At 42.5% G+C, this 11906-nt stretch carries 14 protein-coding genes and 1 pseudogene; 5 read left to right on the top strand and 10 right to left on the bottom strand.

Annotated features, from left to right (window positions below; all coding sequences use genetic code 11):
• Position 1 precedes the first annotated feature (1 nt).
• The 5 genes and pseudogenes from AC25CA_RS02300 to AC25CA_RS02280 form a co-directional block, all read right to left on the bottom strand.
• Positions 2 to 2143 (bottom strand): HelD family protein, encoded by a 2142-nt coding sequence (locus AC25CA_RS02300; RefSeq protein WP_486815423.1) that lies wholly within the window; start codon positions 2141 to 2143, stop codon positions 2 to 4.
• A gap of 232 nt (positions 2144 to 2375) precedes the next feature.
• Positions 2376 to 3050, bottom strand: coding sequence for a class I SAM-dependent methyltransferase (locus AC25CA_RS02295; RefSeq protein ID WP_486815422.1), 675 nt, complete (start codon positions 3048 to 3050; stop codon positions 2376 to 2378).
• A gap of 134 nt (positions 3051 to 3184) precedes the next feature.
• A pseudogene (locus AC25CA_RS02290) lies at positions 3185 to 3790 on the bottom strand (DUF3179 domain-containing (seleno)protein); the annotation flags it as partial.
• 12 nt (positions 3791 to 3802) lie between these two features.
• Complete coding sequence (locus AC25CA_RS02285) at positions 3803 to 4057, bottom strand: hypothetical protein (RefSeq protein WP_486815421.1); 255 nt, start codon at positions 4055 to 4057, stop codon at positions 3803 to 3805.
• On the bottom strand, positions 4029 to 4343 hold the full coding sequence (locus tag AC25CA_RS02280) for a YciI family protein (RefSeq protein WP_486815420.1): 315 nt from the start codon (positions 4341 to 4343) through the stop codon (positions 4029 to 4031). Before AC25CA_RS02280 ends, AC25CA_RS02285 begins: the two co-directional genes overlap by 29 nt.
• Positions 4344 to 4566: 223 nt before the next feature.
• Between AC25CA_RS02280 and trhA the strand changes: the two genes are divergently transcribed.
• The gene (trhA, locus tag AC25CA_RS02275) at positions 4567 to 5214 is read left to right on the top strand and encodes a PAQR family membrane homeostasis protein TrhA (protein ID WP_486815419.1); all 648 of its coding nucleotides are present in this window, start codon (positions 4567 to 4569) and stop codon (positions 5212 to 5214) included.
• A 47-nt stretch (positions 5215 to 5261) separates the two neighbouring features.
• Here the strand turns inward: trhA and AC25CA_RS02270 are convergent, their stop codons facing one another.
• Genes AC25CA_RS02270 through ppk1 form a run of 3 tightly spaced genes read right to left on the bottom strand, consistent with a single transcriptional unit; the run spans position 5262 to position 9084 of the window.
• A complete protein-coding gene (locus AC25CA_RS02270) occupies positions 5262 to 5540 on the bottom strand; it encodes a 2Fe-2S iron-sulfur cluster-binding protein (protein ID WP_486815418.1) in 279 nt (92 codons plus the stop codon).
• A 2-nt stretch (positions 5541 to 5542) separates the two neighbouring features.
• Positions 5543 to 7066, bottom strand: a complete 1524-nt coding sequence (ppx, locus tag AC25CA_RS02265; protein ID WP_486815417.1) for an exopolyphosphatase — start codon at positions 7064 to 7066, stop codon at positions 5543 to 5545.
• Positions 7063 to 9084, bottom strand: a complete 2022-nt coding sequence (gene ppk1 / locus AC25CA_RS02260; RefSeq protein ID WP_486815416.1) for a polyphosphate kinase 1 — start codon at positions 9082 to 9084, stop codon at positions 7063 to 7065. The genes ppx and ppk1 overlap by 4 nt, the downstream gene beginning before the upstream one ends.
• Before the next feature lie 269 nt (positions 9085 to 9353).
• Between ppk1 and AC25CA_RS02255 the strand changes: the two genes are divergently transcribed.
• The 4 genes from AC25CA_RS02255 (at position 9354) to AC25CA_RS02240 (ending at position 10794) form a co-directional block, all read left to right on the top strand.
• On the top strand, positions 9354 to 9554 hold the full coding sequence (locus AC25CA_RS02255) for a cold-shock protein (protein WP_486815415.1): 201 nt from the start codon (positions 9354 to 9356) through the stop codon (positions 9552 to 9554).
• 213 nt (positions 9555 to 9767) lie between these two features.
• Positions 9768 to 9968, top strand: coding sequence for a cold-shock protein (locus tag AC25CA_RS02250; RefSeq protein ID WP_486815414.1), 201 nt, complete (start codon positions 9768 to 9770; stop codon positions 9966 to 9968).
• A gap of 213 nt (positions 9969 to 10181) precedes the next feature.
• A complete protein-coding gene (locus tag AC25CA_RS02245) occupies positions 10182 to 10382 on the top strand; it encodes a cold-shock protein (RefSeq protein ID WP_486815413.1) in 201 nt (66 codons plus the stop codon).
• A 211-nt stretch (positions 10383 to 10593) separates the two neighbouring features.
• Entirely contained in the window at positions 10594 to 10794 is a 201-nt protein-coding gene (locus AC25CA_RS02240; protein ID WP_486815412.1) for a cold-shock protein, read from the top strand.
• 91 nt (positions 10795 to 10885) lie between these two features.
• On the opposite strand, the gene AC25CA_RS02235 is transcribed toward AC25CA_RS02240, so the two are convergent.
• Positions 10886 to 11479, bottom strand: coding sequence for a hypothetical protein (locus AC25CA_RS02235; protein WP_486815411.1), 594 nt, complete (start codon positions 11477 to 11479; stop codon positions 10886 to 10888).
• Between the two features lie 137 nt (positions 11480 to 11616).
• Complete coding sequence (locus AC25CA_RS02230) at positions 11617 to 11904, bottom strand: ubiquitin-like small modifier protein 1 (protein ID WP_486816588.1); 288 nt, start codon at positions 11902 to 11904, stop codon at positions 11617 to 11619.
• Positions 11905 to 11906: the final 2 nt, after the last annotated feature.

Raw genomic sequence — 11906 nt, 5'->3', positions numbered from 1 at the left:
GCTATGCCTCCTTCAATGCATCCATCCACTCGTTTGTTCCCCCTAAGTGTAACATATGAAGGGCGCGTGTAGATGCTACATACAATTGACGAAGATGCAGATCCTCTTCCGGCCAGATCCCCTTTGTCGGCTCATAAATCAAGACTCCGTCGAACTCCAATCCCTTAGCAACCCGCACGGGCAAAACCACCAATCCACCCTGATATTCGGGATCGCTTTCATGAAGCAATTGAACCTCTGGAATCTCTTTGATTAGGGTTTCGTGCACCCATTCCGCTTCCTCCCAGGTGCGGGTTACCACCGCAATGGTCTGCAGACCATTTGTCTGCCAGTCACTGATGCGACCAGCAAAATCTTCAATCAAGTCCTGCTGATTCTTGTACCGCTTTCTGCTAACATCCTCTCCATGGCGCAAAAGCACCTGCACCTTTCCAGCTGTAGCTGTCTTCAAACTTGCCAATACCTTGTTGGCAATAGACATAATCTCAGTAGTGGATCGATAGCAGGTTTCTAGGGTCTGATAAGAAACATCTAAATCAGGAAAAACTGGTCCCCATATTTCTTTCCAATCGGTAATGCCACGGGTTGCCGAAATTTGCTGTGCCACATCCCCCACAATGGTAAATGAATTTCCTCTAGAAATTCGCTTCAACGTTTCCATCTGTAGCGGACTGTAATCTTGTGCCTCATCAATTACGACATGGCGCAGGGTTTCTGAATCTTTTTTGCCCCACAAAAGCTGATGCAGCAAAAATAAGATTGGCAGATCTTCTCGGGTTCGTTTTGATTCAAAGCGAAGACTTCCCTTCTCCTCTTCAGAAAAATCAATCAAACTCTTCTCATAGAGATCCAAATCAGAACGCCATATTTCTTCTGCCTCTACGGCCGACAGGGTTGGCCATTGCTTTAATGCCTTTCTAAGCTCCTTGCGACCATCCTTTTTCACAGCTTCCATCCAGGCGTCTCGCTTGTCATAGCTTCTACTTTCACTCTCTAGAATTTCCCATGTCCATTCTCCATAGACTTGGTCCCGCCTTGCATTCCACTTATCTCGAATGTGTTTCTTTACCCGCTCAAATCGAGCACCGATGGGCAAATAGGCATATTCTTCTTGAAAGATCTCTTTAATTTCTTCCGCCGAAAAGAGGCAGACATCCTGAAAGCAAAGATCCTCCTTGGGTAAAATCAATTCAGGCAGGGCGTCAATCACCGACTCCATCACTTGAATCCACCTAAGATCCCCCTTGAGCTTTCCACATATCCCTTCTTGGTGCCAATGAGCTTGATCAGCCAATTCCATACGTTTTAATACAACTTCCTCATAGGTCCCCTGTTGAATCTGATCAACCCCCAGCTCGGGCAAGACCTCTTGAATGTAGGTAAGAAAAAGATGATTGGGGACCAAGAGCAAAATCGACTCCGGTGGCAATTCATCCTGATAGGTATAAAGGAGATAAGCAATGCGGTGAAGCAGGATTGTGGTCTTTCCGGATCCCGCAACCCCCTGGGTTAACACTACACAGTTCTTTTCCGCTCGAATGACGCCGTCCTGTTCCTCTTGAATCGTTGAAACAATATCCTTTAAGCGGTTATCCTTCTTTTGCCACAGGGCCTTTTGTAAAAATTCGTCCATGGGCGTTAGGTCCTTGTCAAAAATATTCATCAGCTGCCGTTCTTCAATTTCATACTGCCGCTTTCGCTGAAGCTGACCCATCACCAAACCTTCGGGCGCCTTGAACATAACCTCACCCAATTCACCTCGATAATAAAGACTCGCCATAGGTGCTCTCCAATCCAGAATCAGCCGCGTTCCATCGCTTGGATTTTCCACCCCAACACGACCGATATAGAATATTTCCGTCTTCTGCTTGCCGTCATCCAAAAAATCGATTCTCGCAAAGTAAGGCTTGTCACTGGATCTCTCCAACATCCCTCGCTCTCGCACAGCCATCTCATACAGGTGGGCCGCAATCTCGTATTCATTGCTGTATCCGCCACCTCCGCCGCTTCTAAGGGTCTTCAGCTTTTCTTCCCTCTCTACGATCTCTAAAGTCAGATGGTTGGTACGATGATCCCACACCTGTGTGGTCTCCTTCAATTGTTTTTTCTCTTTTCTATAATCCGGGTGATTATTTGCCTGCATCCCGCATCCTCCTCTCGTTTCTTGGAAGCTTAGTTTATCAAAAAAGAATGGGAAGAGAAACTCCCATACCTCACGTTCTGATTCTTCCCACCCAGAGCATAATCATGATCCTCGCTTATGCTCTTAAATTCAAAGTTTTTCTTGCCAATTTGACGTTTTTATTATAACCTGTTATATGAAGTATAACCAAAAATCAAAGGAGCTCAGCTGAGCTCCTTTTTTGTATCTTTTTTCACTTCTTCAGCTTACTTGCCACCAAAACAGCATTCGTTGTAGTCCTGTAAATCACTCGTACCGGATCGAAACCAACGCTTTTTAAAAGCATGACCTGCCTTTTAACCGAAAAAGGAATATCCAAATGAAATTTTCCAATTTCCGCCCCTTCACTATTCTCAGTCTGCTCAAAGTAACGTGCCAAGGCCGCTACTTCCTCATCCGATGAAACCATATAATCACCTTCGATGTATATGCCCCCCATCTTCACTGCGTCGAAAATCTTCTGATAGATCTTTCTCTTCTCATGGACAAAGAAATGATGCATAGTCATGGAAGAGAGAATCACCTTATACTCCAATTTCCCCAATGGATCTGTCACATAAGAGCCTCGTGTCCATTGAATCTGATCTCCAAAGGCTCGATGGGTCTTTGAGCCTTCCCGCATCATCTCCTCCGAGATATCCATTCCTGTAATCAATGCTTGCGGTGCCGCTTCAAATAGATAGGGAAATTCCAGCCCCGTTCCACAACCTAAATCAAGGATGCGAAACGCATCGCCTCTTCCCTCAATCGGTTTTGCCAAAGCTTGGTAATATTTAACAAAACCCTGAATATTGTCTCGCATATGCTGATCATATCCATCAGCTCGCGCATCAAAGAACGATGCCATTTCCTCAATTTTCTTTTTCAACGATCCTCGCTCCCTCAGTTCGATCATCCAATCCATTGCTTCTTGAAATTAAACCGCAAGTTTCTCTGGTATTCCGATAAATAAGAACAGCTCCAATTGATCGGCTATACATTTCAGTATTTCCTTTCAACGATTCATAACTCCTCCGAATAAATATCCGTCCGAGGAAATGTTGCAACAAATCCATACCACATGGAATGCACTTGTAAAATTTCTTTTCCCTTTCCTTCCACTAGAACTTCAGCGACTGGAATTTTGCTTACTGGATGGATTCGAATAATCAAATCGATTCCCTGCCAAGTTTCCTGAATCGGTCCCGCCTCTACTATCCGTTCGGGATAAAACTTAGCTTCCTTCCCATGCCAGATGCCAAGACCCATTTCAACAGCATCCAGGCGCTCATCCGTACGCTTGAATTGTTTTTTAAAGATTGATGGCAACCACTTCTTCTTGATGGCAACCCGCATAACCCTCGTCATTAAATCCCGTCTCCATGAAAGTTTCGAAATTGCAACTTGCGCTTTTGGGTTTTCTTTACGAACCAAATCTGCACGGGTATGCAACAAGGGACGCACATCCAATCTCTCTCCAAGGAATTCCCCATGGATACACTCTCCAGTAATATGATCCCAATAAGACCCTGTCTCCTTGTCGGCCAACAAAGACAATCCTTGATACAATCCATAGGTGGCAAAGGTGAGTTGCTGCCCTCGTACAAGGGGCGTCATCCAGACACCCGTATTACAGGCCGGTCAGAAAGACACCATCCATGGTTTTTCTCCAATTATGCCTTGGGCAACATGATGATAGGTCATCTGCCGTGTTAACAGCACCATCGATTCCCCTTCTATTTTCGCATGCAAAACTGCTTCCTGAGCGTCAACAATCCCTTTTTCGATTGCATCCTCAAGCAAGATCATTCGCTTCACTTGAAATGGTTCAAATGCAGGATGATCCTTTAAATTCGCTAATGCCGGATCAAACTTTTCCGTCTTTCCCGTTCCCATGGCTATCCTCCCCTCCAGATATCGTATTAAAAACCAAAGACCACTCGTAAAGCTGAAATTTATATTTCCCAGATTCAAACAAGGGATCCCGAGTAGCCCACGCTCTCGCCTGATTCAATGATTGCGCTTCAAAAATAACCATTCCACCCGGATCTCCTACAAATCCTCCCGCCATCATGGGCATCTCTTCAACAGACCTCTCCATAAAACGAAGATGCGCCTGAAATTCAATCTCAGTTAGCTTTTCTGATCCTACTTTTTTATCTATTCTTACAAATCGTATCATTCGTTTCCTCCAATATTATTTTACCATAATCCCTCATTGTCAATCTTTCAACACATAAAACCACCCACGCTATTCAAACAAAAAGGTCTCTCTATTTCTCTATAGAAAATCCAACCGAAGTTTCATTCTACTCATTTTCACGTCTATATGTTTTTTTCACGTCTTTTGTCATGTCGTCTTCATTTAGTGGTAAAATAATACTAGAAACTGAAAGGAGTCACATATGTTTTCAATAAAAGAACCAGTTAACTCCATAACCCATTTTATCGGTGCAGTTTTGTCTGCAGCCGGGCTCACCTGGATGATTGTGAAATCCGTGCTTCATAACAGTCCCCTCCAGTTGACCAGCGCCATTATCTTTGGCGTAAGCATGATTTTATTGTACAGCGCATCATCAATCTATCATGCCGTCAAATCATCGAAGCGCGTGGAAACGATTTTAAGAAAAATCGATCATTCCATGATCCTTGTTCTGATTGCCGGCACCTATACGCCAGTTTGTCTATTGGCGCTTCCACGCCCCATGGGACTGATTCTTTTGGCTGTTTTATGGACTCAGACCGTGGCAGGCATTTTCTTTCGGGTATTCTTCCTGAATGCTCCCCGCTGGCTCTATACCAGCTTCTATGTTTTAATGGGATGGGCTGCCGTCTTCTTTATGCCGTCGATCTATCAAAATATCGCACTGCAGGGATTTGTTCTCTTACTTGTGGGCGGCACCCTGTACACGATCGGCGCATTAATTTACGCCATCAAACCAAAATGGATGACCCTTCCTCATTTTGGCTTTCATGAGATCTTTCACCTCTTTATTCTGGGGGGAACACTCTCTCATTTCATTATGATTTCCCGTTATTTAATCATTGCTTAAAAGTAAGCGGAGAAGACATCCTGTTAGGTGACTTCTCCGCTTATTTATTATTTCTTTTTCTCTTTTTTTACCACTTCGATTTGCACATCCTCAATTACTTCGGCCATACAAGCCAAACGAATTCCATCTTTTATCTCTTCTTTGCTAAGCACCTTACCTTCTTCTTTGGTCAATGGAGCCAATTCCCCACCAAGCACCCGTACCTTGCATTTCCCGCATTTCCCTTTTTCACAAGGCGCTTTCATTTTCACCTTGGATTCCTGCGCGACTTCCAGCACTGTCTTGCCCTTCTTTGCTTCTGTCTGTTGTTGAAAAGTCACTTTCATCTCTATTCACTCCTCTTAATCAATAAGGTTCGACGATATGCCTTTCGGAATGCAAATGATGCACGTCTTGCTGAAACAATTTCCAATTCAATGGGTTCTTCGCTGCCTACAGAAAGAACCAAGGAACGATCTGTCACGCTAGCAGCAAAACTTGTCACCCGGCTGTCCTCTGCACGATCCAATTGTTCTGCAATCATCAAAATTGCGCTCAATTGCTCAACCCGCTGCTTCTCATCACCATTCATATACCCAGAATAGTGCCGTGTAGACTGGTGAAGTTTTCGATCAACTCGATGACTGCCTGCAATCCAGGCAACCTGAACCAGTTCCCGATGGCTAAGGCCGTAGACATTTGTGTTCAAGGCCAAATAGAAACTATGGTCCTGATGATTGAAGTAATCAATCCGCATCCCGATATCGTGTAGTCGAATGGCTGCTGTTAACAGCTGACTATCTTGTTGGGAAAAATGATAGACAGGTTCAAGTGCATCAAAAATCACACGGGTCAATCGATCCAATTGTTCAAGATGATGATCGTTTTCATGATATCGTTTTACAATATTAGACAAACTATGGCTTAAAACATTAGCCACAATAATTGGTTTCTCCATCATGGTGAAATAGGCTTCGTAGAATAAGCCTTCTCGCACTCCGTTACCGCTAATAACGACCTCTTGAGGCATTAAGCGCTTGATAGCTCGTTCGATGGGGATAATGCCACCAACAATGACTTCCGCGCGCGCATCGCTAATCCCCTTTGCCTTTGCCCTTTCCTTTCTGGTCATACCCCATAGGTCCTCCACCCATTCCAGGGTTTCTTTGCGGTTTAAGGTATAACCATGAATTCGCTGAATGCTATTTCTTGTTGCATAGCGATCCAATTTCGCAATGCTTCTCCATGTTCCCCCCAGCCCAACAATGGGCAATCCCTTTGCCTGATTCAGCCACTCAATTTCATCTAGCGCTCCATCAAAACGCTCCATAGCCTTTTTGATCCCTTTTTGAGTAACCTCCCCCTCTGGAAAATACGACTCGGTCAACAAAACTGCGCCTAAAGGCAGGCTAACAGCATGCTTCAATTGGCGATTTTCGATCCACGCCAATTCCGTACTTCCTCCACCTATATCCATCAAAACAAAGTCCTTCAAGGGTAACGTGTTGACAACCCCCAAAAAATCGTAGTAGGCTTCTTTTTCTCCAGAGATGACCTCCAGCTCCCAATCCGTTTCTTCTCGAACCAGGTCCAAAAAAACATCACGGTTTTTTGCCTGTCGAACGGCAGCCGTTGCCACAGCACGGATCTCATCCACTTGATGAACCCCTGCCAATTTTTTAAACATACTCAAGGCTGATTTCGTCCGCTCCATTGCTTGCGGACTCAAGTTTGCCTCTTCCGACATGCCTTCGCTGAGGCGAACCATGCTCTTCGCCTGTTCAATCATATGATAAGAATCATCCTCTTCCACCCATATAATACTCATCCTTACGGAGTTAGACCCCAAATCAACAATTCCAATTCGCTTCATTCTCCGCTCCTCTCCATCAATTCGCCAATAAAACAAGCCTGTGAATCCAGTGCATTCTTTTCTCGAGAAAGCGTCTGATAACTGCCGTCCGCTTTCAAGCAATGGGCACGATTCTCATCCTGCCACTGCAGGCGCATCCACCCCTTAATATTCTCCACCGCCAAGGGCGAGGTAATGGGGAACATCAATTCCACTCGTCGATTTAAATTTCTCGGCATCCAGTCAGCACTGGAAAGGTAAAGTTTCTCCCAACTACCTGTGGAAAAGCAATAGACTCGCTGATGTTCCAAAAATCGACCAACAATACTCTTCACTTGAATATTCTCGCTTACTCCCTTCAGACCGGGACGCAAACAACAAATCCCCCGAACCAGACAATCGATCTTAACACCGGCCCGAGATGCATCATAAAGGGCTTGAATCATAGGCTGATCAACCAGAGAATTCATCTTCAAAAAAATCCAGGCCGCCTCACCGCGCTTGGCCGATCGTACACAATCCGCAATTCGATCCAATAGAGTTGTTCTCAAGGTAAAGGGTGCTACCGCCAATAACTGAAATTCCGGAATCTTCATCGAGCCCATAATATAGTGAAACATATTACTAATATCCTGGCCCATCTCCGGATTCGCAGTAAAATACCCAAAATCTGTATACAGTTTCGCCGTCGACTCGTTATAGTTTCCTGTTCCCAAATGCAAATAGGTCCTCAATCCATTTTCTTCCTCTCGAATGACCGCTAATGCCTTGGTGTGAACCTTTTGAATTGGGTGGCCGTAGATCACTTGGCAACCCGCTTCTTCAAGGCTTCGCGCCCAGCGAATATTATTTTCTTCGTCAAACCGCGCCCGCAATTCAATCACCACGGTTACCTGTTTCCCCTTTAAAGCTGCCTGACGCAAGGCTTCAACCACAGGGGACTCTTTACTTACCCGATACAGGGTTTGTTGAATCGCAATCACTTGTGAATCCTGAACGGCTTGCTCCATCATCTTTAGAACTGGATCGAATTTTTCGTAGGGAAGCATATGAATTCGATCCATCTTTCGAATCGCTTGAAAAATATCACCCTTCCACCAAAGCTTCTCCGCGGGTTCAAAGCTTTCATACAGTCCTACACTTCCATTTTTCACACGCTTCCAACGCATCAGACACGTCAAATCCAAAGGGGCATCCACATGAATGAAATCCCTCGGCTTTACATCCAGATATTTCGATAAAAACTCAATCGCCCATGCCGGTTCATCTGCTATTTCCATTCGAATGATTCGACCGTTCTCCCGCTGGGGAAGCGCCTGTTCAATCACTTCCAATAAGTCGCCCGCATCTTCTACTGCCACCTGGATATCTTCACTACGAGTCACGCGGAACACCGCCATATCTATAACCAAATCATCTGGGAATAAGCGCTGAGAGAAAGCCCCAATAATATCTTCTAAAAAAAAGAATCCTGACCGTCCAACAGCCTCCACGCCCTCGATGATTCGACTCATAAGAGGCGGTAATTGCACGACACCCATTTTCTTTTTTTTCAACTTCACAAGAATGTGTAATCTCCCGTTGGCAAATCGAGTTACATTCTGATCCAAGACCAAGGGCGATAGACTCGGATAGATTCTCCTTTTAAAATACAATTCTAAATTCATGCGTTCTTGCCGCGTGAGCGTTTCCACAGATAACTTCGGAGAATTCGACTCTTCATACTCTTTTAGCCAGAGGAAATAAATTTCAGATTGCCGCTCTACCGCTTTTCGAGTATGGGAAAATATCTGCTTGATCTGTTCCTTAGCCGTTAAGCCTGATGCGTCCTCTTTTTTGTATTTAGCTTGCCGCTGGTCTCGCAAGGAGCCAACACGAACACCAAAAAACTCATCCTGATTCGATGCAAAAATTGAGATGAATTTTGCCCGTTCCAAAATAGGCACATCACAACGTGCCCCCTCTTCTAAAACACGATCATTGAAGTGAAGCCAACTCAACTCTCTATTCAAAATATTCGTAGACGGATACCCTTTCATTTCACACCCCCGGCCGATAAATGTATTTGCTTTCAACTTTTATAAATCCGTATATACCCATCATACCCAATGATACTTCAGATGCAAAATTGGGTTTCCAATTATTGTGAGGAAAACATTTGCATTTTCTTCATCATTGTTGTAACATTATCTTGAACCTTTAATTCATTAGTGAATCTGAAAACCATGCAAGGCTATTCTTTGTTGATTGGAATTTTTCTCTAAGGCGTTAAAGGAAAAAAATTATCTATATGGAGGAAACACAAACAATGAATGGTACAGTAAAATGGTTTAACTCGGAAAAAGGTTTCGGATTCATCACTTCAGAAGAAGGCAACGACGTATTCGTACACTTCTCACAAATTAACAAAGAAGGTTACAAAACGTTAGAAGAAGGCGAAGAAGTAACTTTTGAAGTTGCTCAAGGAGCCAAAGGCCCTCAAGCAGAAAACGTAACTTCAAACCGTTAATCCTAAAAGCAACCTCATTTGAGGTTGCTTTTTTTTTACAACTTTTATTGTTCACATAAATAAGTTTGCTATTTACTAAAAACTATAGTATCCTAAGTGAGCACCTTTAATAAATTAGTGAATCTGAAAACCACGCAAGGCTATTCTTTGTTGATCAGTAATTTTCTCTAAGGGTTTAAAGGAATAAAAATTAGATACACGGAGGAAACAACAATGAATGGTACAGTAAAATGGTTTAACTCGGAAAAAGGTTTCGGATTCATCACTTCAGAAGAAGGCAACGACGTATTCGCACATTTTTCACAAATTAACAAAGAAGGTTACAAAACATTAGAAGAAGGCGAAGAAGTTACTTTTGAAGTTGCTCAAGGAGCCAAAGGCCCTCAAGCAGAAAACATCACTTCAGTCCGTTAATTCAAAAAGCGATCTCATTTGAGGTCGCTTTTTTTTATACAATTTATTTGTTCACATAAATAAGTTTGCTTTTTATTGAAAACCATAGTATACTAAGTGAGCACCTTTAATAAATTAGTGAATCTGAAAACCATGCAAGGCTATTCTTTGTTGATCAGTAATTTTCTCTAAGGGTTTAAAGGAATAAAAATTATCTATATGGAGGAAACAACAATGAATGGTACAGTAAAATGGTTCAACGCAGAAAAAGGATTCGGATTCATCACTTCAGAAGAAGGAAATGACGTATTCGCACATTTTTCACAAATTAACAAAGAAGGTTACAAGACATTAGAAGAAGGCGAAGAAGTTACTTTTGAAGTTGCTCAAGGAGCCAAAGGCCCTCAAGCAGAAAACATCACTTCAGTCCGTTAATTCAAAAAGCGATCTCATTTGAGGTCGCTTTTTTTTGCGTTTTTTTCCCTTGAACAAATTTGCTTTTTCCCTAAAAATATAGTAATATTAATTTGTACCTTTAATAGATTAGTGAAAAATGAAACGCATCAAGACACGTTCTTTAATGAGAAGTAGGTTTTCTCTAAAGACATTAAAGGCAACAAATAATAATATTTTTGGAGGAAACACAATGAATGGTACAGTAAAATGGTTTAACGGAGAAAAAGGTTTTGGATTTATCACTTCTGAAGAAGGAAATGACGTATTCGTACATTTCTCACAAATTAACAAAGAAGGTTACAAGACTTTGGAAGAAGGCGAAGAAGTAACTTTTGAAGTTGCCCAAGGCGCTAAAGGTCCTCAAGCAGAGAACGTAACATCAGTTCGTTAATTAAAAAAGACAAGCAATCCCATTGGGGTTGCTTTTTTTATACAAAGAATTGGGTGAACTCATCAAAAAAAGCTGCCTGGTCAAGCAGCTTTCATTCCTCTAAAATATCTATGCTGGCCAAGAACGAACACAAATATTCACTCTCTATTTGCCTTAAATCGAGCGCTTCTTTTTTCACTTCACCTACACTCACGTTTATTGCATCGCCTGGAAGATGAAGATCAATGGTATTCTCGGTTGAATTGAAAATAATAAATGGCGTCTCAACGAAATCATTCAAATATACATACGTATTTTCTCTTTTTATATAACAAGGTGCGATCTCTTTGGTGGACAGATCTCTCACATAAAAATGAATCGATTTTCGATCCATCTCGTATGTGAAAACTTCGGATTTACTCTTTTCGATACCGATAATTTCAATACTTGATTTTGACTCATTAAAGACACTGATTGCTCGATCTAATTTCGCCTCTCTCGCAAATTCAAAATGAAACATCATGGTATTGATACTGATAAACGTCATGACGACGAAGCCCACCAATGCTAATTTCCAAATGATCTTCTGTGCGAAAGAAGTTACGCCCGTCACTTTTCCAATGAATTTCAAAAAAATTAATAGAAAAAGCAAAGCACCAACAAGTTCAATTATCAGCGGAAAAGAAAACCAATGAAGCGCATTCATAAAATCTCCCCCTTACATCATCCGTCATTTCAACTCTCTAAGTTTATTATACACCTTTGAAAATGACATCGAATCCCTCGTTTACACACGTATTCTCGTTTTTAGCTTTGTGTTTTCTTTTTCCCCACTTCCTATTTTCATCCGCCTGCCAAGGGAGGAAACAACAAAACTTCATCCCCATCTGTCAGCTTCGTTTCAAATCCTTGCAGAGCCAATATGTTTCTTCCGTTCAGCAGGATTGTGATATCTTTTTTGATGGTTTTGTCTAAATGAAACACCCTATCCTTTATCAAGCTCCCATGCCTTTCAATAAGCACTTCCATAAGGTCCATCATATTGGAACCCTCTCGAATCTGGATCATTTGCTTTTTCTTACCACCAAGACTGGCAATCATTCCAAAAATAGTAATCACCTTTACTCGCATCA

This window comes from Gottschalkiaceae bacterium SANA (genome assembly GCA_036323355.1).
Taxonomy (GTDB): domain Bacteria; phylum Bacillota; class Clostridia; order Tissierellales; family GPF-1; genus GPF-1.
The sequence above is the reverse complement of the archived record's forward strand: the minus strand, read 5'-3'. Positions and strand labels throughout refer to the sequence as shown.

Excerpts from the sequence above, each read along its gene's own strand:
- AC25CA_RS02300 (WP_486815423.1), bottom strand. The coding sequence starts at position 2,143 with ATGCAGGCAAATAATCACCCGGATTATAGAAAAGAGAAAAAACAATTG.
- AC25CA_RS02285 (WP_486815421.1), bottom strand. The coding sequence starts at position 4,057 with ATGGGAACGGGAAAGACGGAAAAGTTTGATCCGGCATTAGCGAATTTA.
- AC25CA_RS02280 (WP_486815420.1), bottom strand. The coding sequence starts at position 4,343 with ATGATACGATTTGTAAGAATAGATAAAAAAGTAGGATCAGAAAAGCTA.
- trhA (WP_486815419.1), top strand. The coding sequence starts at position 4,567 with ATGTTTTCAATAAAAGAACCAGTTAACTCCATAACCCATTTTATCGGT.
- AC25CA_RS02270 (WP_486815418.1), bottom strand. The coding sequence starts at position 5,540 with ATGAAAGTGACTTTTCAACAACAGACAGAAGCAAAGAAGGGCAAGACA.
- ppx (WP_486815417.1), bottom strand. The coding sequence starts at position 7,066 with ATGAAGCGAATTGGAATTGTTGATTTGGGGTCTAACTCCGTAAGGATG.
- ppk1 (WP_486815416.1), bottom strand. The coding sequence starts at position 9,084 with ATGAAAGGGTATCCGTCTACGAATATTTTGAATAGAGAGTTGAGTTGG.
- AC25CA_RS02255 (WP_486815415.1), top strand. The coding sequence starts at position 9,354 with ATGAATGGTACAGTAAAATGGTTTAACTCGGAAAAAGGTTTCGGATTC.
- AC25CA_RS02250 (WP_486815414.1), top strand. The coding sequence starts at position 9,768 with ATGAATGGTACAGTAAAATGGTTTAACTCGGAAAAAGGTTTCGGATTC.
- AC25CA_RS02245 (WP_486815413.1), top strand. The coding sequence starts at position 10,182 with ATGAATGGTACAGTAAAATGGTTCAACGCAGAAAAAGGATTCGGATTC.
- AC25CA_RS02240 (WP_486815412.1), top strand. The coding sequence starts at position 10,594 with ATGAATGGTACAGTAAAATGGTTTAACGGAGAAAAAGGTTTTGGATTT.
- AC25CA_RS02235 (WP_486815411.1), bottom strand. The coding sequence starts at position 11,479 with ATGAATGCGCTTCATTGGTTTTCTTTTCCGCTGATAATTGAACTTGTT.
- AC25CA_RS02230 (WP_486816588.1), bottom strand. The coding sequence starts at position 11,904 with ATGCGAGTAAAGGTGATTACTATTTTTGGAATGATTGCCAGTCTTGGT.